The following is a 24,322-nucleotide window of genomic DNA, read 5'->3' on the forward strand; positions in this document are numbered from 1 at the left end:
CCTACCAGCTCCCCGAGGCGCCGCCGCCACCGAAGCCGCCGCCTCCGCCGCTGAAGCCGCCGCTCGAACTCGAGCCGCCGCCACCCCAGCCACCGCCGCCGGACCAGCCGCCGGAATAACCGCCGCCGCGCCGGTAGGGTCCCGAGCCCGCCGCGGGGCCGCCGAAGTTCAAGCCGCCGAAGATCAGCGCCGCGACGGCGGCGAACAGCCCGACGACGACCGCGGTGGCGAGCGAGCCGGCAACCATCCAGGCGAACGCGCCGACGATGCCGCCGGTCGCGACCGAGCCCAACAGCCGCCCCAGTATCGCGCGCAGTACGCTGGCCACGATGATGACGATGAAGATCGTCACCGGATTGGCGAGATCGACGAGATTGGGCCCCTGCCAATGCTCGGGCTCCGGCGCCGGCAATTGCTCGCCATTGACGAGGCGGATCATCCGGTCGACGCCGGCCGAGATGCCCGCGGCGAAATCGCCGGCCTTGAATTTCGGCGTGATGTCCTCGTCGATGATGCGGTGGGTGACGACGTCGCTCAGCACGCCTTCGAGGCCGTAGCCGACCTCGATGCGCAAATGCCGGTCGTTCTTGGCGACGACGAACAGCGCGCCATCGTCGACCTTCTTGCGCCCGATCTTCCAGGCCTCGGCGACGCGGATCGAGAACTGCTCGATGGTCTCCTCAGCCGTCGTCGGCACGATCAGCACTGCGATCTGGCTGCCCTTGCGGGTCTCCAGATCCCTGAGTTTGTCGTTCAGTGACGCGATATCGCCTGCAGATAGCGTGCCGGTCTGGTCGACGACGCGGCCCGTGAGCTGAGGCACCGCGACCTCGGCCCATGCCGGGCAGATGATGCCCAGCAGGAAGGCGAACAGGATGACGCGTGCGGCGATCATCGCGACGGGCGCCCGACGGCGCTATTTCGACGGCGCAGCCGCGGGAGATGGCGGCGGATTGAAATCGACCTTCGGCGCGGTCGAAATCTCCTTCTCATTCTCGACCGAGAAGTTCGGCTTCTCCTTGTAGCCGAACGCCATCGCCGTCAGATTGTTCGGGAAGGTGCGGATGCCGACGTTATAGTCCTGCACCGCCTTGATATAGCGATTGCGCGCCACCGTGATGCGGTTCTCGGTGCCCTCGAGCTGCGCCATCAGGTCGCGGAACAGCGCATCCGATTTCAGCTGCGGGTAATTCTCGGTGACGACCAGCAGCCGCGACAGCGCGCTGGTCAATTCGCCCTGCGCCTGCGTGAACTTCTGGAATGCCGCGGGGTCGTTGAGCACCTCGGGCGTGGCCTGGATGCTGCCGACCTTGGCGCGCGCGTTGGTGACGCCGAGCAGCACGTCCTTCTCCTGCTGCGCAAAACCCTTCACCGAGTTGACCAGGTTCGGCACCAGGTCGGCACGCCGCTGGTACTGATTCACCACTTCCGACCAGCTCGACTTGACCTGCTCGTCATTGGTCTGGATCGCGTTGTAGCCGCAGTTGGTCAGGCTCAAGGTCGCCAGCGCTGCCAGCACGGTCCAAAGCTTGCGCATGAAGATGGTCCTCCCGGTGGATTCCCCAACACGGTAACAGATTTTCGCCCGATAATCCCGTGGTGCGGATTTCGCGCCTTGTTTTGCGGATGATGGCCCTTGCCTATCCCTCCCCGCGCCGTTCATCATGGCGGAAAAATCGATCCCGGGAGGATCCATTGGTATCTGAACAATTCGAGACGATCGTTGTCGAGCGGCCCGACCCTGCGGTTACGCGGATCGTGATGAACCGCCCTGAGGCGCGCAACGCCCAGAACCTGCAGATGACCTACGACCTCAACGCCGCCTTCGACAAGGCGGTGCAGGACGATGCGGTCAAGGTCATCATCCTCGCCGGCAATGGCCCGCATTTCTCGGCCGGTCACGATCTGCGGCCGGCCGGCAAGAACGAGGCGGGCGTCGATTTCCCGCCAGTCGGAAATTGGGGCGGCTTCGCCGAACCCAATGCCCACGGCCGTTTCGCGCGCGAGCAGGAGATCTACCTGCAGATCACACGGCGCTGGCGCAATTTGGCAAAACCGACGATCGCGGAAATCCACGGCAAGTGCATTGCCGGCGGGCTGATGCTGGCCTGGGCCTGCGACCTGATCGTCGCGAGCCATGACGCCGAGTTCTGCGATCCCGTTGTGACGATGGGCGTCTGCGGCGTCGAATGGTTCGTGCATCCCTGGGAACTCGGTGCGCGCAAGGCCAAGGAGATGCTGTTCACTGCCGATGTCTGGAGCGCCGACGAGGCACATCGCCTCGGCATGGTCAACCATGTGGTGCCGCGCGGCGATCTCTCGTCGTTCACGCTGGCGCTGGCGCGCAGGATCGCCGCAAAACCCGCTTTTGCGCTGAAGCTGAGCAAGGAGGCGGTGAACCGCTCGATCGACATCATGGGGCAGCCGGCCGCGATCGATCAGGCCTTCGCGCTGCATCAGCTCTGCCACGCCCACAACCTTCAGGAATTCGGCATGGTGGTAGACCCCGCGGGTCTGCATCCCTCCGTCAAGAAAACCGCCAACGTGTAGAAAGCCAGATGGACCTCACCCTCAGTGACGAGCAGCGCCTGCTGCGCGAAAGTGCCGACCGCTTCGTGGCGGAAACCTTCACATCGGAGCATCGCAAGAAGGCGGTGAACGATCCGCTGGGCTATTCGCCCGACATCTGGAAGCAATTCGCCGAGCTCGGCTGGCTGGCGCTGCCGATCAGCGAGGCCCATGGCGGGCTCGGCGGCGGCGCGATCGAGATCGGGCTGTTGATGGAAGCGTTCGGCCGCGGGCTCGTGTCCGAGCCGTTCCTCTCCACGGTGGTGATCGGCGCAGCCCTGGTCGCCGAATGCGGCACCGAGGCACAGCAGCAGGCGATCCTGCCCAGGGTCGCCGAAGGTGCGCTGACGCTCGCCTTTGCACATTCGGAACGCGCTGCGCGCTTCGACCTCGCCCATGTCGACACGACAGCCACCAAGACCGCCGGCGGCTGGCGGCTGAACGGCAGCAAGATCGCCGTGCTCGACGGCGCGGCCGCCGGCCAGATCATCGTGTCCGCCCGCGTTGCCAACGCCAATGGCGCATCCGGCAAGCTCGCCCTGTTCCTGGTGCCGACCGGTGCGCCCGGCCTCACTCTGCGCGACTATGCGCGGCTCGGCGGCGGGCGCGGCTGCAATCTCGATCTCAGGGACGTGCAACTGCCCGCCGATGCGTTGCTCGGCGACGGCAGCGACGCGCTGCCCGCGATCGAAACCGTGGTCGACCATGCGATGGCGGCGCTCGGCGCGGAGGCGGTCGGCATCATGCAGACGCTGCTCGACACCACGCTCGAATACACCAAGATTCGAAAACAGTTCGGCCGTCCGCTGTCGGCCAACCAGGTGATCCGCCATCGCCTTGCCGACGTGGCGATGCAGGTCGACGAGGCGCGCTCGATGGCGCTCCGCGCGGCGCTGATGGCCAACGCCGAGCCCGTGGCCCGCGGCCGTGCCGCCTCCGGCGCCAAGGCGAAGATCGGCAAATGCGCGCGTTTCGTCGCCGAGCAGGCGGTGCAGCTGCACGGCGCCATGGGCGTCACCGAGGAGCTCGACATCGGCGCCTATTTCAAGCGGCTGCTCGCCTTCGACACGCTGTTCGGCGGCAGCGCCCATCATTATCGCCGCCACGCCGCGCTGAGCGGCCGCGCCCACGCGTAACGGAGAGCGCATCATGGATCTCACCTTCAGCGCCGAAGAGCGCGCCTTCGAACAGGAAGTCCGCGACTATATCGCCAGTAGCCTGACGCCGGAGATGAAGCGCGCCACCGCGCTGACTCCGTCGGTGTTCTCCGACCCCGATATCGGCATGGCCTGGCAACGCGCGCTGCACAAGAAGGGCTGGGGCGCGCCGGGCTGGCCGGTGGAACATGGCGGGCCGGACTGGACGCCGGCGCAGCGCTGGATCTTCGAGGCCGAATGCGCCCGCGCCGGCGTGCCGAATGTCAACGTGATGGGCGTGAAGATGGTCGGCCCCGTCATCATCGGTTTCGGCTCGCCGGAGCAGCAGAACTTCTATCTGCCGCGGATTCTCTCCGGCGAGGATTACTGGTGCCAGGGCTATTCCGAGCCGGGCTCGGGCTCCGACCTGTCATCGCTGAAGACCCGCGCAGTGCGCGACGGCGACGACTACGTCATCAACGGCACCAAGATCTGGACCACGCATGCGCACCACGCCAACCGCATGTTCGCGCTGGTTCGCACCAGCGACGGCGAGCGGCAGCAGGATGGCATCAGCTTCATCCTGATCGACATGAAGACGCCGGGCATCACCACGCGCCCGATCCTGACCATCGGCGGCGACCACGAGGTCAACCAGGTGTTCTTCGACGACGTCCGGGTGCCGGTCGCCAACCGCGTCGGCGAGGAAGGCAAGGGCTGGACCTACGGCAAGTACCTGCTCGAGTTCGAGCGCGGCTCCGGGATCGCATCTGCAAAACTGCGCGAGGCGCTGAAGACGATCTCCGATCTCGCAGGCTCCGATGTCACCGGCCGAGCCATCGAGGACCCCGACATCGCGATCCGGATGTCGGAGGTCGAGGTCGATATCGACGCGCTGGAGATGACCGAGCTCAGGGTGCTGTCGGCGCTGCAGACCGGGCAGAATCCCGGCGCGGTATCGTCGCTGATCAAGCTCCGCGTCAGCGAGATCCGCCAGGCGGTGACGCGGCTCGGCGTCGACGTGATCGGCCAGGACGGCCTTGCCGTCGAGCCGGCGCGGCCGTTCTACCGGCTCAACCACGAGCCGGCGATTCCCGAGGAGCTATTGCCGGTGGTCCCGGAATATCTCAACGGGCGGGCGTATACGATCTTCGGCGGCTCGTCGGAGATCCAGCGCGACATCATCGCGAAGATGGTGCTGGGATTGTAAGGCACTCTGCCTCGTCATTCCCCGATGCGCAATTGCGCATCTGAGGGCATCGCGGAGCGATGAGCCCGGAATCCATCAGGCCGCATGGCGTGTGGCGCGATGGATTCCGGGCTCGCGCTTACGCGCGCCCGGAATGACGGGTGGACAGAGAACGGCCTTACGCCGCCCCAACCTTCGCGTCCCTGATCGCCTGCCAGATCTTCACCGGCGTCAGCGGCGTGTTGAGCTGGGTGATCCCGACCTCGCTCAGCGCATCCATCACGCCGTTGGTGATGCAGGGCGGCCCGCCGATCGCGCCGGACTCGCCGCAGCCCTTGGCGCCCAGCGGATTGGTCTTGCACGGCGCGGAGGGATCGAGCGTCACTGACATCGGGGGAACGTCTGAGGCGCGCGGGATACAATAGTCCTGATAGCTTGCGGTCAGAAGTTGGCCCTCCTCGCTGTAGGCCACGCCTTCGTACAGCGCCTGGCCGATGCCCTGGACGACGCCGCCATGCACCTGCCCGGTCACCAGCATCGGATTGACCGCGACGCCGACGTCGTCGACCGTGGTGTAGCGCACCACGCGCGTGACGCCGGTCTCGGGATCGATCTCGACCTCGCAAATATGCGTGCCGTTCGGCCAGCTCGGGCCGTCGACATTGCCCTCACTCTCGACCGAGAGTTTCGCGCCGCTTTCTTTCCTCGCGATCTCGAACAGGCTGATGCGCCTGTCGGTGCCGACCACGGTGAGGAAGCCGTCGCGATACTCGATGTCGCCGACCGAGGCCTCCAGCAAATGGGAGGCCTTGTCGCGCGCCTTGTTGATCATGTCGTTGGCGGAGACCGCAACCGCGGTGCCGCCGACGAACAGCGAGCGCGAGCCGACGCTGCCGAAGCCGGTGGCAAGGTCCGTGTCGCCCTGGATCACGTCGATCTTGTCCATGCCGATGCCGAGCGCATCTGAAATCATCTGGGTATAGGTGGTCGCGAGCCCCTGCCCCATCGCCATGGTGCCGGAATGCAGCACGATGCGGCCTTCGGCGGTCGCATGCAGCGAGACGTTCTCGGTGGGGGCGCGGCCGCCGGTCCATTCGATGTAGCTGGTCAGGCCGCGGCCATAGAGCAGGCCCTTCTTCTTGGCCGCCTTCTTGCGCGCGGCAAAGCCGTTCCAGTCGGCGAGATCGGACGCGCGCTCCAGCATGTGGGCGAACGCGCCGGAATCGTACACCTGCCCGACCGCATTGGTGTAGGGCAGCTGCGCCGGCTTGATGTAGTTGACCTTGCGGATGGTGCGCGGGTCCATGCCGATCTGGCGCGCGGCGGCGTCAAACAGCCGCTCGACGATGAACACGGCCTCGGGCCTGCCGGCGCCGCGATAGGCACCGACCGGCGCGGTGTGGGTCATCACCGACTTCACCTCGAAATGCACCAGCGGCAGGTCGTAGACGCCAGTCTGCACGAACGGGCCGAGCACCAGCGGAATGATGTTGGCGGTGCCCGAGGAATAGGCGCCGGTGCCGCCGATCGAGCGCACCCGGTAGGCCAGCACGCGGCCCTTGGCGTCGAGCGCGAACTCGCCGGTCGAGGTGAGGTCGCGGCCGTGGGTGCCGCCGACGAACTCGTCGGTGCGGTCGCCGCGCCAGCGGATCGTCTCGTTCAGCTTGGTCGCGGCATAGGCGACGATGCCGTCTTCCGGATAGAGGCTGGTCTTCTGGCCGAAGCCGCCGCCGATATCGCCGACCAGCACCCGCACGCTGTCCTTCGGCCGCTTCAGGATCGATTCCGCGAGGAGATCGCGGGTCGAGCCCGGGGTCTGCGATTGCACGTGGAGGATGAGCCGTCCGGTCTTCTTCTCGATCTCGGCGATGGTCGAGCGCGGCTCCATCGCCGATGGCACCAGGCGCTGGCTGATCAGGTCGAGCGATACCTTGTGCGCGGCGCTGGCAAAAGCTGCCTCGACCTTGGCGGCGTCGCCATAGCTCATCGCAGCGACGATGTTGTCGGGCGCCTCCGGCCAGACCACGGGCGCGCCAGGCTTGACCGCCTCGACCGGATCGACCACCGAGGGCAGCACCTCGTAATCGATCTCGATCGCTTCCGCGGCGGTCTGCGCCAGCGTCCGCGAGGTCGCCACAACAGCCGCAACGCCCTCGCCGGCGTAGCGCACCACCTCGTGCGCCAGCAGGCGCCGCGGCGGCACGGTCATCGGCGAACCGTCGGGCCGCTTGAAGATCGCGAGCGTCGGCAGCGTGCCGATATCGTCCTTGACGAGATCGGCACCGGTATAGACCGCCTTGACTCCCGGCATCTCCAGCGCCGCCTTGACATCGATCGACTTGATGTTGGCGTGGGCATGCGGCGAGCGCAGTACGTGCAGCCAGAGCGTGCCGTCCTGCGGCTTGTCGTCGATGAAATGCCCCTTCCCGGTGACCAGCCGCTGGTCTTCCAGACGCTTGACTGGCTGGCCCGCACCGAAACGCATATTGCCGGGAAGAATGTTCATCGCAGGGTCCTTGAGTTCAGAAATTTCGGCGGGTTTTAACGGATTGCTGGCTTTAGACAACCACCACCAGCGTCATTCCGGGGCGCGCCCCCTTGGCGCGAGCCCGGAATCCATTCCTCCACGAAGCATACGGTCCAATGGATTCCGGGCTCGAGGCTTCGCCTCGCCCCGGAACGACGAAGTGGTGAGAGCGCCCGCAACGCGCAAGCCAGTTTCAGGCGAGATCGCGCAGGGCTGCCTCGACCACCTTGCACTGCTCGGCCGTCAGCGGCGCCTGCGGCGGCACGGGGTCGCCGACATCGTAGCCCTGGCTCGCGAGCCCGGCCTTGATGCAGGCGGCGAGGTTGAAGCGGGCGAACGCCTCGTTGATACGCCACAGCTTGCGCTGCAGGACCATCGCCTCGTCCCAGCGGGCGCGGCGGCAGAGATTGTAGAGCTCGACGCTCTGCCGCGGGATGATGCAGGCCGGGCCCGCCATCCAGCCATGGCCGCCGATCAGCATCACGGCGGCCGGAATATGGGCTGACGCCGAGAACACCTTCAGGCTGTCGCCGCAGCGGTTCATGATCGACAGCAGCCGGCCGGTATTGGTCGAGGCGTCCTTGATGTAGCCGATGCGCGGGTGCTGGGCGAGGCGCGCAATGACGTCGAGCGTGAGGTCGGAGCGCTGGAAATTCGGATTGGTGTAGATCACCACCGGAATATCGACGGCGTCGGCAATGGCGCGGAAATAGGATTCCACCTGGGCGTCATTGAGCGGAAAATACGCCTCCAGGATCGCGAGAATGCCGGCAGCGCCCCGCTTCTGATAGGCCTTGGCCTGCGCCACCGCATCGGCCGTCGCGGTGGAGGCGACGCCCGCAACCACAGGCACACGGCCCTGCGCGGCCTCGATCGTGGTCGCCACCACCTGCATGCGCTGGGCGTTGTTGAGATAGGCGAACTCGCCGGTCGAGCCGAGCGGTGTCAGCCCATGGACGCCGGCCTTGATCAGATCGTCGCAGAGCCGGCCCAGCACCTCGGTGCGGACATGGCCGGCTGGATCGACCGGGGACACCAGATACGGAAAGACGCCGTGGAAATCAGCCATGTGCGAGCCTCGCTGAGGGCGAGACATAATCGGGATCGTGCGCGAAGGGAAGCGGCTCGCCGCCGCGCAGGGCGCCGAGCACCGCCGCAAAATCGGTTACCGCGCGGAAACCGAGCAGCCGTTCGGCCTTGCCGGCATCGTAGATTCGGCCGCTCGATTTCGGCAGCTGCCAGCCCTGCCGCGCGAACAGCGCCGGCGCGCCCTCAGAACACCTTGGCGATCGCGGCCTGCGCGTCGCCCTGGATCTTGTTCAGATGATCCGGCCCGCGGAAGCTTTCGGCGTAGATCTTGTAGACATCTTCAGTGCCGGAGGGACGCGCGGCGAACCAGCCGGCGTCGCTCTCGACCTTGATGCCGCCGAACGGCTGGTCGTTGCCGGGCGCCCTGGTGCGGACCGCGCGCACCGGATCGCCGGCGAGCTCGGTCATGTTGAGCTGCTCGGGGCCAAGTGCTTTCAGGGCGCTCTTCTGCTTCGGCGTCGCCGCGACGTCGATGCGCTCGTAATAGGGCACGCCGAGCTCGGCGGTCAGCTCGTTGAACAATTCGCTGGGGTCGCGTCCGGTCCTGGCGATGATCTCGGCCGCCAACAGGCCGAGGATGACGCCGTCCTTGTCGGTGGTCCAGGCCGAACCGTCGCGCTTCAGGAACGAAGCGCCTGCGCTCTCCTCGCCGGCGAAGCCGAAGCCGCCGCTGCCGAGCCCGTCGACGAACCATTTGAAGCCGACCGGCGTCTCGGCCAGCTTGCGGCCCAGCTTCTTGGCGACGCGATCGATGATCGAGCTCGACACGATGGTCTTGCCGATCGCGGCATCCCCGCTCCATTGCGGCCGGTGCGCGAACAGATAGGCGATCGCGGTGGCGAGGAAATGGTTCGGGTTCATCAGCCCGTTGGAGCGCGTGACGATGCCATGGCGGTCGGCGTCGGTATCGTTGGCGAAGGCGACGTCGAAGCGGTCGCGCATCCCGATCAGGCTGGCCATCGCGTAAGGCGACGAGCAATCCATCCGGATCTTGCCGTCCCAGTCCGCGGTCATGAAACGGAAGGTCGGATCGACCGCAGTGTTGACCACTGACGCGTTGATGCCGTAGCGCGCGATGATCGGTTGCCAGTAATGCACCGCCGCGCCGCCGAGCGGATCGATGCCGATCCTGACGCCGGCCGACTTGATCAGCGCGAGATCGACGGTGTTACCGAGATCGGCGACATAGGGCGTGATGTAGTCGTGCAGATGCGTGGTTGCGGCCTTGCGGGCGCGGTCATACGGCATCCGCGCGACGCCCTTGAGCCCGGCCTCGATGTAGCGGTTGGCGTTCTTCTCGACCACGCCGGTGACGTCGGTATCGGCCGGCCCGCCATGCGGAGGATTGTATTTGTAGCCGCCGTCCTCCGGCGGGTTATGTGACGGCGTGATGACGACGCCGTCAGCCAGACCCGTGCTGCGTCCCCTGTTGTAGCTCAGGATGGCGTGCGAGATCACCGGCGTCGGGGTGTAGCCGCCTTGCGCGTCGATCATGATCTCGACGCCGTTGGCCGCGAACACTTCCACCGCGCTGGCCAGCGCCGGCTCAGCCAGCGCATGGGTGTCGATGCCGATGAACAGCGGCCCGGTCAGGCCCTTCTCGCGGCGGTAATCGCAGATCGCCTGCGTGGTGGCGAGGATGTGGTCCTCGTTGAACGAATTCTTCAGCGACGAGCCGCGATGGCCCGAGGTGCCGAACGCAACCCGCTGGGTGGGATCGCTGGGGTCCGGCTTTCCGGCGAAATACGCCGTGACCAGCCGCGGCACATTGGCGAGCGCTGAGGGATCGATGGGTTTGCCGGCGGCAGGATTTGGTGCAGTCACGTGACCTCTCAGATCTGGTATCGCCGGACATCAGCACAACGGGTGATGTTGCGGCGTGCTACCATGGTGGCTAACGTTCAATCAAGCCGAGCGCTTTTCGTTCCTTGCCGTCAGCGGCAATCCGCTATTCGACGTCGATCTGCTGCACCTTCTCGCGCAGCTCGTCGACCAGCACCCGCTTGTTCTCGGTATAGTCGATCGGCACCACGACGAGGTGCACGCCGCCGCCGGAGAACGCCCGCTCGAGCGTCGGGACGATCGCCTCGGTGCTCTCGATCCGCGAGCCCTTGGCGCCGTAGCTTTCGGCGTATTTGACAAAATCCGGATTGCCGAAGGTGAGGCCGAAATCCGGGAAATTGTCGACCGCCTGCTTCCAGCGGATCATGCCGTAGGCGGAGTCTTCCAGGATCAGGATCACCAGATTGAGCTTGAGGCGGACCGCGGTCTCCAGCTCCTGCGAATTCATCATGAAGCCGCCGTCGCCGCACACTGCGAGCACGCGGGTCTTCGGATACAGCATTGCCGCCATCATCGCCGACGGCAGGCCGGCGCCCATGGTGGCGAGCGCGTTGTCGAGCAGCAGCGAATTCGCCAGCAGCGTGCGGTAGTTGCGCGCGAACCAGATCTTGTACATGCCGTTGTCGAGCGCGACGATGCCGTCTTCCGGGATCACCTGCCGCACATCGTGCACGATACGCTGCGGCGTCGGCGGCCAGCGGCCCTCGGTAGCGCGGTCGGTGATCTTGGCCAGAATGCTCTCGCGCAGGCTGAGCAGCGCGCTGGCATGAGGCAGCTTGCCCTCGAGCCGGTCAGCCAGCAATTCGAGGCTCGGCCCGACATCGCCGATCACCTCGCATTGCGGGAAGTAGACCTGCTCGACATTGGCCGGCATGTAGCTGACATGGACCACCTGGGGGCCCTTCGGCCCCATGATGAAGGGCGGCTTCTCGATCGTGTCATGACCGATCGCGATGATCAGGTCGGCGCGGTCGATCGCCTCATGCACATAGTCGCGCTCGCTCAGCGCCGCGGTCCCCATGTATTGATTGGTGCCGCCGGACACCGTGCCCTTGCCCATCTGGGTGGTGAAGAACGGGATCTTGGTCCGCCGCACGAAGTCGCCGATGCCCGCGGTCGAGCGCGGGCGCGATGCCGCAGCACCGAGCATGATCAGCGGACGCTGCGCCTTCAGGATCATGTCGGCGGCGCGGTCGAGCGCGGCGGCGTGCGCGATCGGAATTTCAATCGGATGCGGATGCACCAGCTCGACCGGTGCGGTCTCCTCGCCCGCGATGTCCTCCGGCAGTTCGAGCAGCACCGGCCCCGGCCGTTCCTGCGTCGCGATCCGGAACGCGTCGCGGACCAGCGTCGGAATCGTCGCGCCGCTGACGATCTGCAGCGACAGCTTGGTCAGCGGTCGGAACGTGTTGACGATGTCGACGATCTGGAACTTGGCCTGCCGGCTGCTCAAGATGCCCTTCTGCCCGGTGAGCATCACCATCGGCATCGCGCCGAGCAGCGCGTAGGCCGCGCCGGTGGTCAAATTGAGCGCGCCCGGGCCGAGCGTCGTGATGCAGACGCCGGGCTTTCCGGTCAGCCGGCCGTAGGTCGCGGCCATGAAGGCGGCCGCCTGCTCGTGGCGGGTCACGATCAGCTTGATCGAGGATTTGCGCAGGCTCTCGACGACGTCGAGATTCTCCTCGCCGGGAACCCCGAACACCCGCTCCACGCCCTCGTTCTCGAGCGCCGCGACCAGCAAATCGGAACCTTTGACCATCTCAGCCTCACATTGTTGATTGCATGCCGCGCACCGAGCATAGCCGCATCGCGCGCCGCCGGAAACTCCCTCGCGATCTCACGGCTTGTGCGCCCTGATCCAGGCGTCGGCGGCAGGGAGCACCCGCTGGGAGAGATCGGCCGAGATCGCGATCGCCTGCAAAGCGCGCGCCACCATCACCCGGCCACCGCTGGTCGATTGCGACGGGGCGAAGGCGGCAAGCTCCACAGCATGGGCCTGATCGGTAAAATTGGTCATGAAGTTCGGCACGAACTGGTCGCGGAAGTTCGGCCCCTGCTTGGCGAGTAGTGCGTCGAAATTGGCCTGGACGAAGTCCCACGCAAGCTGCGGCTGCTCGCCCGCGGATGCAACGGCGCCGATCATTCCGGCAACGATCGTATCCGGCAGTTCGTTGGTCAGTGTCAACGCGAGCGTTGCGTGCGCCAGTTCGGCATCGCGGGCGCCGGCGGCGGCGAAGTAATAGCGCAGCCGCTCATTGGTGACCGTACTGTTGCGCGCCAGGGTCAGCAGTCTGTCATAGGTGGTCCGATCGGCGGTGATGCCGACGACATGGGTGACGGCATCGCGCAGCGTGGTCGGCAGCGCGTTGGAATCATCGAGGAATGCCGCGAAGCGACGCTTCGCCTCGGCCACCACGGCGGCGTCACCGAGATCGCCAAGCGCCGAGATCAGGCTCGCACGCAGCAGCGCGGTGTCGTCGTCGCCCGCTCCGTGGCCGTCCGATCCGATCCGATCGAACACCGGGCGCAGCTTCGCTCGGGCATAGGCCTGGATCACCGGCCGCTCGGCGCGGTCGCGCGACAGGCGGTTGAGCGTGAGAAGCGACGAGATCGCCTGGTCCCACACCGCACGACGGTCGCCGGCATCGAGCGCGTCGAGCAGCGCGAGGTAGGATGGCGGCTCGGCGCGGCCGGCCTGCACCAGTGCCCAGCTGTCGGTGACGACATTGAGCCGGTCATCGACCTGCATTTGCGGGAATGCGTTCAGCAATGCCGCGCGGTTCTTCGGCCCGTATTCGACCCTGTAGTAGCCGACGTCCCCGAGATTGACCTTGATCGCATCGCCGCAAGCGCCGGCCGCAATATCGGCGCTGCCTTTCAGCAGGATCTCGTCAAGGGCCCTGCCGTGCACCGGGCCGGCCGCAACCGGGATCTGCCAGCTGTGAGCCGGCAGCGGCGGATCGTTGGCCGCCGCGATCGCGAAGCGGTCCTGCCGCAACGTCAGGCGCTGCGCGTCGCCATCGCAGGCGGTCTCGGCCACGACCAGCGGCACGCCGTCCTGTTCGGTGAAGGAGGCGGCGATGCCGGTGATCGGTTTGCCGCCGGATTGTTCGAGCGCCTGCCAGAGATCGGCCGTGGTGGAATTGCTGTAGGCGTGCGCGGCCATGTATTTGCGGATGCCGTCGCGGAACGGTTGCTCGCCGAGATAATTCTCCAGCATCCGGATCAGCGCCTGCCCCTTGTTGTAGGTGATGGCATCGAACGCCGTGACCGCCTCACTGTGATCGGCGATCGGCTGCTGCACCGGATGCGAGGTGCGGCGCGCATCGAGCGCCATGGCGAACTGCTTGGCGCCATAGCCGTTCAGCCAGCTCTGCCATTGTGGATAGAACTGCTCCGAGGCCTTGGTCGCCATCCAGCTGGCAAAGCCTTCGTTGAGCCAGAGATTGTCCCACCACGCCATGGTGACGAGATCGCCGAACCACATATGCGCCATCTCGTGCGCGATAATGCCGAAGATGCCGCGCTTGGCGGTCTCCGCATTGGTCGCGGGATCGAACAGCAGCCGGCTCTCGAAGAAGGTGATGCCGCCCCAATTCTCCATCGCGCCGCCGAACCCGCCGGGAACGGCGATCAAATCGAGCTTCGGCAGCGGATATTTCACGCCGAAATAGTCGTTGTAGTAGCCGAGCAGTTTCACCGCGCTGTCGAGCGCAAACTGGCCCTGCCCGCTCTTGCCCGCCGTCGTCACCACGCCAACCGTGACGCCGCCGGCATCAGCGGTGACACGTTCAAGCTCGCCGATCGTGAGCACGAACAGATAGCTCGACATCTTCGGCGTCGGCGCGAACGCGACGATCTTGGAATTGTCGGCGAGCGGCTGCTCTTCGGCAACGGGCATGTTACCAACCGCCAGTAGGTTCTTTGGAATTATGACGGCCAGCTCAAAGCTCGCCTTGAATGCCGGTTCATCCCAGCAGGGAAAGATTCGCCGCGCGTCAGCGGGCTCCAGCTTGCTCGAGATCAGCCGCTTGGTGCCGGCCTTGGTCGGATAGTCGACCACAAACAATCCCGTGCCAAACCTGTTGATCTGCGCCGTGAACGCGATGGCGAGCCTGTGCCGCCCCGCAGCGAGCGGCTCGGCGAAGCTGAACGTCGCCGTCTGCGCGGCCGCATCGGTCGCGACGTCAGCAGTCTGGGTCCCATCGACGCTGACGACTTCGAATGTGGTGTTGATTGCATTCAGCGTCAGCTGCGCAGTCGGCGCCCCCACCTCAATGTCGATGATCTCGTTGCCGTGCAATGCCAGGGTGGTGAAGTCAGGCGAAAGCCGGATCGAGTAACGCAACGGGACGACCGTCTTCGGCAACTTTCCGGGCGTGCTGTCGAACGAGAACGTCTGCTCGGCCTGTGCGCCGGCAAATGTGACCAGCAGCAAGCCGATCGCCGTGGCAAGACGACGCAGCAGAGCGGTTCGGACATCGGTTGCAAGCTTGTTCATCGCGCGCGGCTCATGAGGAACCTCGGGGATTCTCGGAGGTCATTGCGGAGGGACGTAGCAACCAATCTAGTAGAGAAAATGTTGCCGCAAAACTGACAACTCCGCGACATTGAGATCGCAAAGGTCCCGATTGACCGGCGGACAATCGCTGCGCCACTCCGGCCAATCGGCCCTTGTTGCGCGACGGCGGGGAAGGTTAACTTGTCGTCGGCATCCAGCCGCGACGGCCGGCGACCGGAGACAACAATGTTCGAAAAATTCTCGCGCCGGCAATTCGCGGGCCTAGCAGGCCTCTCGGCGCTCGGCCTGTCGGCCCCCGGTGAGGCGGCGAACCACGCCCCACGGCCTGACGGCGCGAACTTTCCACCGGGGTTCGTCTGGGGCACCGCGACCTCGTCCTACCAGGTCGAGGGCGCGGTCAACGAGGACGGCCGCGGCCCGTCGATCTGGGACACATTCACCCATAGATCAGGCAAGATCGAGGACGGCTCGACCGGCGACCGCGCCAACGACCATTATCACCGCTACAAGGAGGATGTCCGCCTCATCAAGGAACTCGGCGCCAAAGCCTACCGGTTCTCGATCGCCTGGCCGCGGGTGTTTCCCGACGGAGACGGCCCACCGAACCCGAGGGGCCTCGACTTCTACAACCGCCTGGTCGACGAACTGCTCGCCAACGGCATCGAGCCCTATGCCACGCTCTATCACTGGGACCTGCCGCAGGCGTTGCAGGACCGTGTCGGCGGCTGGCGCTCGCGCGACACCTCGAAGGCATTCGGCGACTATGCCGGCTATGTCGCGCAGCGCCTGACCGACCGGGTCAAGAACATCTTCACCCTCAACGAGGTCGGGCGTTTCCTCCCCTTCGGCTATGCGCTCGGCGTCGACGCGCCGGGGCTGACGCTGCCGCCGGCCGAGGTGAACCAGGCGCGCCACCACGTCGCGCTGGCGCATGGCCTCGCGGTGCAGGCGATCCGCGCCAAGGGCCGCGCCGGCACGCGGGTCGGACCGGCCGAGAACATCACCGCCTGCGTGCCGGCGATCAACACGCCGGAGCACATCCGCGCCACCGAGATCGCCACGCGCGAGTTGAACGCGGGCTTTCTCGGCGTTCTGCTCGAAGGCAAGTACACCGAGGCCTTCCTGCAATATGCCGGCACTGATGCGCCCAAATTCACCGCCGAGGACCTGAAGATCATCGCGCAGCCCAACGATTTCGTCGGGCTCAACATCTACGCGCCGCACTGCTATGTCCTCGCCACCGACAGCGCGCCCGGCTGGAAGCCGCTGCCGATGCCGGCCTCGTTCCCGCATATGAATTCCGATTGGCTGCGGATCGCGCCAGAGACGATCTACTGGGCGCCGCGGATCGCGGCCAAGCTCTGGAACATCAAGAGCATCTATATCAGCGAGAACGGCACGTCCGGCGAGGACAAGGTGGAGCCGGACGGGCAGGTCTACGACCTCGACCGCATCATGTTCCTGCGCAACTACCTCGCCCAGTTGCAGCGCGCGACCGCCGACGGCGTCCCGGTCCAAGGCTATTTCCTGTGGAGCCTGATGGACAATTTCGAGTGGATCTTCGGCTACAAGAAACGCTTCGGCCTCTATCGCGTGGATTTCGAGAGTCAGGCGCGCCTGCCGAAACTGAGCGCGGCATTCTATCGCGACGTGATCGCGCGCAACGCGATCGGCGTCTGATCATCCCGCGTGCGGCCGCGCGCCGGACCATGCGCGCTTCAATAGATCGGCGATGCCACGCTCTTCGATCGGCCGCGGATTCCAGTAGGGATTCCTGGTAGCAAGCGCGGCGGCCTTGGCAATGCCGTCCTCGGGCATGCCTATCTCGGCGAGCGAACGCGGCGCACCGAGTTTTGCGGAGAGATCGAACAGACCATCGGCCGCGTCAGCCGCGCCAAGCGCCCTCGCAGCGTGGCCGATCGCATCAGGTGCGGCCGGCGTGTTGTAGGCGATGGTGTGCGGCAGCAGCACCGCGTGGGTCTCGGCATGCGGCAGGTCGAACAGCGCGCCGACGGTGTGGCAGAGCTTGTGATGCAGCGCCATGCCGACAGTGCCGAGACAGACCGCGCACAGCCACGCGCCATACAGCGCATCCGAGCGCGCGTCGAGATCACGCGGCCGGTCGATCACCTCCGGCAGCGACGACGCGAGCTTCGCAATCGCCTCTTCCGCCATCAGCGAGGTGATCGGATTGCCATCCCGCGCATACAGCGCTTCCGCCGCATGGGCGATCGCGTTGAGGCCGGATATCGCCGAGAACTTTGCCGGCATCGAGAGGGTCAGGTTGACGTCGTAGATCACGGCCTCGGGCAGGATATTCGGCGACGATTGCGTGGTCTTGACGCCATCAACGGTCTCGCCGAGCACCGGCGTCATCTCGGAGCCGGCATAGCTGGTCGGCACGATCAATTGCGGCAGGTCGGTGCGCAGCGCGATCGCCTTGCTGAGGCCGGTCGCGGCGCCGGCGCCGATCGCAACCACGCCGTCGGGCTTCAACTCGCGGACCAACTGCATGGCGCGTTCGGTAACCACGACCGGCGTGTGCACGACCGCGCCGTCGAACACGCCGGCCATGCGGCCGCCGGTCAAGCTTGCGAGATCGCCGAGCTCGGCCTGCTGCCGCCGGCTCGCCAGCACCAGCGCACGGGCGATGCCGAGACGATCGAGTTCGTCCGCCAGCTGCGCGACCGTGCCGGTCCCGAACACGACGCGCATCGGGCTGACTTGATAGATGAATGATTGAGCCATGGCGGTTTCCGAACGTTGCTCAGCCGCGACGCCAGTCGCGCGGCGTGCAGCCGAAGCGATGCTTGAACCGCCGGGTGAAATGCGACAGGTCAGAGAAGCCCCAGTCGAACGCGACGTCGCCGATCGCGCGCCCGGCGATCGCCGGGTCCTTCAGGTCGCGCGCCGCACCGTCGAGGCGGCGATCCATCATATAGCTGGCGAATGTGGTGCCGGCCCGCTCGAACAATTTATGGACGTAGCGCTCGCTGATGCCGATCGCGGCAGCGATGGTGGCAACGCCGAGGCCGGGTTCACGCAGCCTGCGGTCCACGGCACGACGCAGCGCGAGCCACGTCGCCTCCGCAAGGCCCGCGCTCTCGGCAACGCCTGTGCGACTGCTGCGCGAGAGGCTAAGTGCAACGAGGTCGAGCAACACGCCGAACAGCCGCGCATTGTCGGCGTCCGAGGCGCGCAGCGCCGACGAATTCAGCACCTGCGCGGTCTCGGCGATGAGGTGACCGACAAACGGATCATCCGACACCCGCGCCGGGGCCACCGCCGGTGCCGACCGCAGCCGTTCATCCAGCGCCTCGGCCGGCACCCAGAACGATGCGACCTGCAGCACGGGACCGCGGTCGTGCAGCAGCGAGAAGCGCTGTCCGCTGTCGAAGATTCCGACCTGGCCCGGCGACAGGCTGATCTCGCGCCCCGCCTGCTGGATGCGGCAGCGGCCGGCGAGCTTGAGATTGAGATAGTAGCAGCGCCGGCTGGATGCGGCGATGTCGGCGGCCGAGCGCCGCACCACGTGCTCGGGGAAGCTGACCCGATTGATCGCGCCGTTGCCGAGCCCGACCGTCTCGACCCGTGCCAGGAATCCGGGCGTCGCCGGCTGCTCCGGTGTCAGGTTCATGAAGGCCTGGCAGATCGCCTCGCGATAATAGGCGAACTGCTCGCCCGGCCTGGTGTCCGCGGTATTCCAGCTCAGCCCGCGCGAGCGATCCGCGGCCGCGATTTGCTGCATCAGTTCACTCCGAGCCCAGTCCGGTTCGGTTACAGCCAAGCGCGTTCCCGGGGTCCGGGTCAATATCCGTCGAGAGCCGCATGAAGCCCGCGCACATTCCGGAGCCATCCCGGACGCCGCGATTGATCTGACCAAACCACGCAGGGAGGTACAACATGTCGACTTACGTTCTCGTCCATGGCGCCTGGCATACCGGCGCCGAGTTCGAGCCGGTTGCGGCTACTATCCGCAAGGCCGGCCACGTGGTCCACACGCCGACCATCAAGGGTAACCGGCCCGGCGACAGGAAAGACTCCGGGCTTGCCGAGGCGATCCAGTCGATCGTGGACTATCTTGCTGAGCACAATCTGAACGACATCGTGCTGGTCGGTCACAGCTATGGCGGCATGGTCATAACAGGCGTTGCCGACGCCACCGCCAATCGCATCCGCCGGCTGGTGTACTGGAACGCGTTCGTGCCGAACAATGGCGAGTGCCTCAACGACATGGTGCCGCCGCACTATGTCGGCCTGTTCGACGCCATCCATGCCGAGCGCGGCGACGGCTCGGTGGTGCTGCCTTTCCCGGTCTGGCGCGAGGCCTTCATCAACGACGCCGATGTCGAGCTCGCGCAGCGCGCCTACGACAAGCTCAACCCGCACCCGCTGAAGACCTTCCAGGACAAGATCGTCCTGCGGACCAATCCGGCCGGGATGCCGATCGCGAAATCCTACGTCAACTGCACGGAGGACACCGCGATGCCGCACGGCCTGCCCTGGCATCCGCGGCTGTCGGAGAAGCTCGGGCTGTTCCGCCTGGTCCAGGTGCCGGGCAGCCACGAGCTGTGCTTCTCCAATCCCGAACGCCTCGCGCAGGCCTTCATGGATGCCGGCCGCGACTGACTTTTGAGTCGCATGATCTCTTCGGAAAACCGCTTCGCACTTTTCCGGATCATGCGTTACGCGACTGCCTTGTACACCGGCGCGGTCGCAAGGAAGCGCGCATAGGCGTCCGCGTCCGGCGGCGTGAACTTTTCGACGAGCGGGTTGCGGCGCGAGGCCTTGGTGCCGATGTCCGCGAGCAGCTCGTCGAAATGCTTGAAGTGATAGGGCGCGACGCATAGCCCTCCATAGACGCCGGCGGCGGGACGCCCGACGCGCTTGAAGTTCAGCATCATTTCGATGTTGTCGCGCATCTCGGCCGCGCTCGGCTGCCGTGCGAGCTGCCCGTCGGCATAGCGCACCAGCCAGTTCGCGGCGAGGTCCGCGCACAGCACGGTGCAGAAGCTCGAATTGAAGCCGACGAAGCCCATGTCCGGCAGATCGGGATTGGCGATCAGCCGGTAGAGCCGGTATTGCCCATCGGCTTCCACCAGCTTCTTCTGGTACTCCTCGGGCAGGAACGGCACGCCGAGCTTGTAGCCGATCGCGAGCACCGCGACGTCGGCGGCGACATGCTGGCCGCCGCTCATAACGATGGTCTTGCCCTCATAATGATCGAAGGTGCCCTGCACCGCCTTGATGCGGCCGTCGGCGACCATCGGATAGAAGCCCGGGGTTGCGATCGGCACCGAGCAGTTGACGCCGTCCTCTATCCGCTCCTTCGGCACCATGCCGCACTGCTTCAGCTTGAGCTGCATCTTCAGCATGCTCTCGAGCCCGCGCCAGTTCGCCCAGACGAACGGCTTTGCCACGGCATGCGCGAGGCGGCCCATCGGACCGATGCCCCAGCTCGCGAACATCTGCTCCTGCGCGCGGATGTAGAGGATGCGCTTGAAGTTGACGAGGCCGCCGATGAAATAGGGAATCCGCCACACCGGCTCGCGAAACACGATGGTGACCTCGCTGGCGCCGGAATTGACCGCGTTCACCGCGATGTCGGTCGCGGATTTGGAGCCGCCGAGCACGACCACCTTGCGGCCCTTGGCGAGATCAGGATCGGCGTATTGCGACGAATGCAGGATCTGGCCGCCCTGTGCCTTGAAGCCGTCCTCGCCGGGCAGCGGCAGTGACTGCGGTTCGTTGAACTGCCCGGTGCAGACCGCGACGAAGTCGAAATCCTCATGGCCGGTGGCGCCGTCAGTGGAGCGCAGCGCGAGCGTCCAGCCCGGCCTGCCGTCGGCGCGCCGCTTCATGCCCTCGACCCTGGTGTTGAACCGCATTGCGCCGTCGAGCCCATGGCTGCGCGCGTAGTCGCGCAGATAGGCGTGGACCTGCGGGCCCTTCGGCCATTCCGGATAGGACTCCGGCATCGCCTTGTCGGTGTAGCGATAGAGCTCCTTCGGACTCTGGGTCTGCACGTCGGGATAAGAACGCACCGGCTCCCAGACTCCGCCGAGATCGCCACTGCGCTCGATGATGGTCACCTTGTGGCCGCGCCCGGCGAAGGCCTTGGCGGCGGCGAGCCCGGAAATGCCGGCGCCGATGACGCACACATGCTTCTGCTTGACCATGAAACCGCTCCCATATGAATGAACAGACGCAAAATTCGTCAGCGCGCACATCCTCGACATCGCCGGAGCCAGCTCCGGCGATTGCCGCCTCGTGTGCATCGTCTGTTTGGCAGCCGGCCTAGTCGTTGGCTTCCGGCGGCAGGAAGTCCACCTCGTGCTCGGCGGAAATACGCACCACTTCGACGGGGTCCTGCAGATTGTGCAGCTTCTCGAACAGCGCCTCGAGCTTCTGCATCGGCGACACCCAGAACAGCGCCCGCGCCGGCTTGTCCGACTTGTTGAAATAGCCGTGCGGAATGCCGCGCGGCATGCGCACGAGGTCGCCGGCCTTCGCCTGCACCCAGACGCCGTCGAGCTTGAGGTCGAGCACGCCCTCCTGCACCAGGATGAATTCGTCCTGGGTCGGGTGGATGTGTACCGGCACGAACTGGCCGGGATCGCTGTTGGTCTCGAACGCGAAGGTCGAGTCGGTGACCGCTTTCGGATAATAGACCTGGCCGAGGATATTCCAGGTCTTGCCGCCGTAGCCGGTGCCGGTGCGGGTAATGCCTTTTTCGAGCGTGCCCATGTCAGCCTCTCCAGTTTGCTGCGTATTACGGACACGGAGCCTGTCGCCGGCCGGTGGGGCTGTCTAGCCGATAAACGAATCCGCAAGCAGTGCGACCATGCTGCAGTGCGGGAGCATCGAGCCCGTCGTTCCTGCCCGACGCCGCTGCAGCTGTGTGCGCGCCGATCGGGCAGATTGCGCGACGAAACGGCGTTCCCCTCTGCCGGCGAATGGACTAGGCTGCGTGATATTTTAGACCTCAAACAACTCCGGACGGCCGGCGTGACTGTTGTTGGCGACGAGGTTTCAACAAGAGCAGATCCCGCGAGGGCAAGGCTGAAGGATTTCGCGCGCGTCGCCACCGCCCGCGTCGACGACGCAGCCGAAGCGATCGGCCGCATCTTCTGTCCGCACGACCTGACACCGGTCGATCATTCCGAGCGCGATTTCTCCGCGCATCACAATTGCGCAGACTTCGACGGCTTCTCGGTCAACTATGTCGCCTATGGCGGATCGGTCGCGATCAATCCGGGCTGCCTCGACCGCTTCTTCCTGCTGCAGATGCCGCTGTCCGGCTCGGCCGCGGTGCGGACCGCCGCGCGCGAGCTCACCACCGGACCGCGACACTGCGCATCGCTGCTATCGCCGACCATTCCAACCGAAATGACCTGGCGCGGCGACTGCGCCCAGCTGATCCTGCTGCTCGACCGCAAGCTGGTCGAGCATCGTGCTGCTGCGCTTGGCGGCGCGACGGTGCGGCCGGTCGAATTCGATCCGGCGGTTGAACTGAGCGGGCCGCTCGGGCAGGCGCTCTCGGCCAGGATCGAGCAGCTCGTGACGACGGCCGAGCGGCTCGGGCCGCGCAAATCGCTGTCGGCGGTCGCGGCGGCCGATTGGCGCGAACAATTGCTCAACGTCCTGCTCAACGACCAGCGGCACAGCCTGAGCTCGGCGATCGATGTCTTCAACGGCCGCACCGAGGCGCAGCCGGCGGCGCTGAAGCGGGTGCGGGCCTATCTGGAAACCCGCGCGACCGAGCCGCTGGATCTCGCCGAGCTCGCGGAGATCGCCGGCACCGGCGTCCGCGCGCTGCAACTCGGCTTCCGCCGCCACTTCGGCACCACCGTGTCCGAAATGCTGCTCGACATCCGCCTCGCGCATCTCAATGCCCGCCTCAAGACGGCGCGGCCGGGCGAACGCATCGTCGACATTGCATTCGACCTCGGCTTTACCCATCTGAGCCGGATGGCAAGCGCCTACCGCGCCAAGTTCGGCGAGAGCCCGAAGGCGACCCTGCAGCGGCTGAGCTGAGCGGCCTAGCGGTGAAACGACGCCGTCCTTGCCTGCGCCGAAAAATCGGTGATCGGCGCGTCGATCCGCCTGGTCTGCTTGACCATATGCACGCGCGTCGTCTGCTGCGAACGCTGTGCGTATTTCGACGGCGCACTGGCGGAAGCACCGGCGTGAGCGACCGGCGCCAGCAACCCGGTCATCGCAAGAATGCCGATCAGAGTGACAACAGACTTCAGCATCGCACCCTCCAGGAGGCTGAGACACCGAATAGCAACGGGCGTTTCCTAGACGACGCCTCTGCTCGGCGCCTCGTTAATGAGGAGCGATGCTGATCTCAAATCCGCCGAACCGCAACAAAAATCATCAGCTGCCGATTTTTTGGACAACCTATTGCGTCGATCAAGAAAGCGGCACCCGGCTGAATCCGACCAAGTACAATTCGGAACACCTATTGGCCCGACCACATCGGCGATTTCGGTCCGCCATAGTAGCGCATGTGATTGCCGGCGGAGCCATCGGCCGCCGGGATTGTCACCTCACTGGCGCAGCCGGCAACCGTGGCGCAAAGACCGGCAACCACGATGCAGCGCAACAACGCCTGCTTCAACGTCGCGACTGTCATGCCTTCCTCCTGCCCGTTCAGTATTTCGCGACCACCGGACCGCCGAACTTGTAGTCGAGGCCAAGCGTCACGACCGAGTAGGTGTTGTCGACGGTGTAGGGGATCTGCGCGTTCAGCGGCGCCGCGCGCTCGTATCGGCCGAAGTCGTAGTAGCGATACTCGAACTTGCCGATCAGATTGTTGGTGATCGCATAGGCGATGCCGCCGCCTGCGGTCAGGCCGCTCCTGTTGGCGCTGAACCGATCGACGCCGAACACCGGATCGGTGTTGGTGTGCTGGAATTCGCCATAGGCCCAGCCGCCGGTGAAGAACAGAAGCAAGCGGTCGACGGCGATACCGCCGCGGGCGCGAAGCGTGAAGCCGTCGCGAAGGCTGGTCGCGTCAACCGAGCCGATCGGCAAGGTGCCGGCGTTGAATTGATCGACATCGCTACCCTTGATGCCGGACCAGAAACCGTCGGCTTCGACGCCGACCACGATGTTGCCGCTCTGCACGTTGTAGCCGAGCTCGCCGCCCGCGATTCCGCCAGTGGAGGAGTAGTTGATGGTGTAGTTGGCGAAGCCGGCCGGGCCGAGCGCGTTGTTGAGATTGTGGTTGCCGTAGCCGCCGCCACCGAACACGCCGACATAGAAGCCCGACCAGTCGTAAGCCGGCGCCGCGATCGCGGGCGCCTTGGTGTACATCGGAAGGTCGGCGCCGAGCACCGGCGAGGCGGCAGCCAGCAGCGTGAGCGCTGCGGATGTGAGAAGAATTCGCTTCATGTTTTTCCCCTGTCCCTTGTTCTGACGAAATGCCCGGCGGGCATGCC

Annotated in this window: 20 protein-coding genes; 6 read left to right on the plus strand and 14 right to left on the minus strand. The window is 65.7% G+C overall.

The window, feature by feature from the left end; all coding sequences use genetic code 11:
* Window position 1 precedes the first annotated feature (1 nt).
* Together JQ507_26535 and JQ507_26540 are read right to left on the minus strand one after the other, a co-directional pair.
* The gene (locus JQ507_26535) at window positions 2–895 is read right to left on the minus strand and encodes a YgcG family protein (protein QRI68448.1); all 894 of its coding nucleotides are present in this window, start codon (window positions 893–895) and stop codon (window positions 2–4) included.
* Window positions 896–916: 21 nt separating this feature from the next.
* Window positions 917–1,537 carry a LemA family protein gene (locus JQ507_26540; GenBank protein QRI68449.1) on the minus strand — a complete coding sequence of 207 codons (621 nt, stop codon included), beginning with the start codon at window positions 1,535–1,537 and terminating at the stop codon, window positions 917–919.
* 158 nt (window positions 1,538–1,695) lie between these two features.
* Here JQ507_26540 and JQ507_26545 point away from each other — a divergent pair, with 158 nt between their 5' ends.
* From JQ507_26545 to JQ507_26555, 3 genes are read left to right on the plus strand one after another with little or no spacing between them, the layout of a single operon-like run.
* Complete coding sequence (locus JQ507_26545; GenBank protein QRI68450.1) at window positions 1,696–2,550, plus strand: enoyl-CoA hydratase; 855 nt, start codon at window positions 1,696–1,698, stop codon at window positions 2,548–2,550.
* Between the two features lie 8 nt (window positions 2,551–2,558).
* Window positions 2,559–3,704: an acyl-CoA dehydrogenase family protein gene (locus JQ507_26550; protein QRI68451.1), complete on the plus strand. Its 1,146-nt coding sequence runs from the start codon at window positions 2,559–2,561 to the stop codon at window positions 3,702–3,704.
* A gap of 13 nt (window positions 3,705–3,717) precedes the next feature.
* On the plus strand, window positions 3,718–4,914 hold the full coding sequence (locus JQ507_26555) for an acyl-CoA dehydrogenase family protein (protein ID QRI68452.1): 1,197 nt from the start codon (window positions 3,718–3,720) through the stop codon (window positions 4,912–4,914).
* 157 nt (window positions 4,915–5,071) lie between these two features.
* On the opposite strand, the gene JQ507_26560 is transcribed toward JQ507_26555, so the two are convergent.
* From JQ507_26560 to JQ507_26580, 5 genes are all read right to left on the minus strand, one after another.
* Window positions 5,072–7,399: a xanthine dehydrogenase family protein molybdopterin-binding subunit gene (locus JQ507_26560; protein ID QRI68453.1), complete on the minus strand. Its 2,328-nt coding sequence runs from the start codon at window positions 7,397–7,399 to the stop codon at window positions 5,072–5,074.
* A gap of 214 nt (window positions 7,400–7,613) precedes the next feature.
* Window positions 7,614–8,489, minus strand: a complete 876-nt coding sequence (locus JQ507_26565) for a dihydrodipicolinate synthase family protein (GenBank protein ID QRI68454.1) — start codon at window positions 8,487–8,489, stop codon at window positions 7,614–7,616.
* A 203-nt stretch (window positions 8,490–8,692) separates the two neighbouring features.
* Window positions 8,693–10,333 carry an alpha-D-glucose phosphate-specific phosphoglucomutase gene (locus JQ507_26570; protein ID QRI68455.1) on the minus strand — a complete coding sequence of 547 codons (1,641 nt, stop codon included), beginning with the start codon at window positions 10,331–10,333 and terminating at the stop codon, window positions 8,693–8,695.
* A gap of 124 nt (window positions 10,334–10,457) precedes the next feature.
* Window positions 10,458–12,110 (minus strand): acetolactate synthase large subunit, encoded by a 1,653-nt coding sequence (locus JQ507_26575; protein ID QRI68456.1) that lies wholly within the window; start codon window positions 12,108–12,110, stop codon window positions 10,458–10,460.
* A gap of 78 nt (window positions 12,111–12,188) precedes the next feature.
* Window positions 12,189–14,852, minus strand: coding sequence for an ERAP1-like C-terminal domain-containing protein (locus tag JQ507_26580; GenBank protein QRI68457.1), 2,664 nt, complete (start codon window positions 14,850–14,852; stop codon window positions 12,189–12,191).
* 246 nt (window positions 14,853–15,098) lie between these two features.
* On the opposite strand from JQ507_26580, the gene JQ507_26585 reads away from it, so the two are divergent.
* On the plus strand, window positions 15,099–16,553 hold the full coding sequence (locus JQ507_26585) for a beta-glucosidase (protein QRI68458.1): 1,455 nt from the start codon (window positions 15,099–15,101) through the stop codon (window positions 16,551–16,553).
* Here the strand turns inward: JQ507_26585 and JQ507_26590 are convergent, their stop codons facing one another.
* Both JQ507_26590 and JQ507_26595 read right to left on the minus strand, forming a co-directional pair.
* A complete protein-coding gene (locus tag JQ507_26590; GenBank protein ID QRI68459.1) occupies window positions 16,554–17,621 on the minus strand; it encodes a maleylacetate reductase in 1,068 nt (355 codons plus the stop codon).
* 19 nt (window positions 17,622–17,640) lie between these two features.
* Window positions 17,641–18,621, minus strand: coding sequence for a helix-turn-helix domain-containing protein (locus tag JQ507_26595; protein ID QRI68460.1), 981 nt, complete (start codon window positions 18,619–18,621; stop codon window positions 17,641–17,643).
* A 155-nt stretch (window positions 18,622–18,776) separates the two neighbouring features.
* Here JQ507_26595 and JQ507_26600 point away from each other — a divergent pair, with 155 nt between their 5' ends.
* Window positions 18,777–19,502 (plus strand): alpha/beta hydrolase, encoded by a 726-nt coding sequence (locus JQ507_26600; protein QRI68461.1) that lies wholly within the window; start codon window positions 18,777–18,779, stop codon window positions 19,500–19,502.
* Window positions 19,503–19,558: 56 nt separating this feature from the next.
* On the opposite strand, the gene JQ507_26605 is transcribed toward JQ507_26600, so the two are convergent.
* Both JQ507_26605 and JQ507_26610 read right to left on the minus strand, forming a co-directional pair.
* A complete protein-coding gene (locus JQ507_26605; GenBank protein ID QRI68462.1) occupies window positions 19,559–21,052 on the minus strand; it encodes an NAD(P)/FAD-dependent oxidoreductase in 1,494 nt (497 codons plus the stop codon).
* Window positions 21,053–21,170: 118 nt separating this feature from the next.
* Window positions 21,171–21,620 carry a cupin domain-containing protein gene (locus JQ507_26610; protein QRI68463.1) on the minus strand — a complete coding sequence of 150 codons (450 nt, stop codon included), beginning with the start codon at window positions 21,618–21,620 and terminating at the stop codon, window positions 21,171–21,173.
* 315 nt (window positions 21,621–21,935) lie between these two features.
* Here JQ507_26610 and JQ507_26615 point away from each other — a divergent pair, with 315 nt between their 5' ends.
* Window positions 21,936–22,910, plus strand: a complete 975-nt coding sequence (locus tag JQ507_26615) for an AraC family transcriptional regulator (protein QRI73525.1) — start codon at window positions 21,936–21,938, stop codon at window positions 22,908–22,910.
* 5 nt (window positions 22,911–22,915) lie between these two features.
* Here JQ507_26615 and JQ507_26620 read toward each other — a convergent pair whose 3' ends face one another.
* The 3 genes from JQ507_26620 to JQ507_26630 all read right to left on the minus strand — a co-directional run bounded on the left by JQ507_26620 (window position 22,916) and on the right by JQ507_26630 (window position 24,275).
* A complete protein-coding gene (locus JQ507_26620; protein QRI68464.1) occupies window positions 22,916–23,131 on the minus strand; it encodes a hypothetical protein in 216 nt (71 codons plus the stop codon).
* A gap of 209 nt (window positions 23,132–23,340) precedes the next feature.
* A complete protein-coding gene (locus JQ507_26625; GenBank protein ID QRI68465.1) occupies window positions 23,341–23,514 on the minus strand; it encodes a hypothetical protein in 174 nt (57 codons plus the stop codon).
* 17 nt (window positions 23,515–23,531) lie between these two features.
* On the minus strand, window positions 23,532–24,275 hold the full coding sequence (locus JQ507_26630) for a porin family protein (protein QRI68466.1): 744 nt from the start codon (window positions 24,273–24,275) through the stop codon (window positions 23,532–23,534).
* Between the last annotated feature and the right edge of the window lie 47 nt (window positions 24,276–24,322).

The organism is Bradyrhizobium sp. PSBB068, assembly GCA_016839165.1.
Lineage (GTDB): Bacteria > Pseudomonadota > Alphaproteobacteria > Rhizobiales > Xanthobacteraceae > Bradyrhizobium.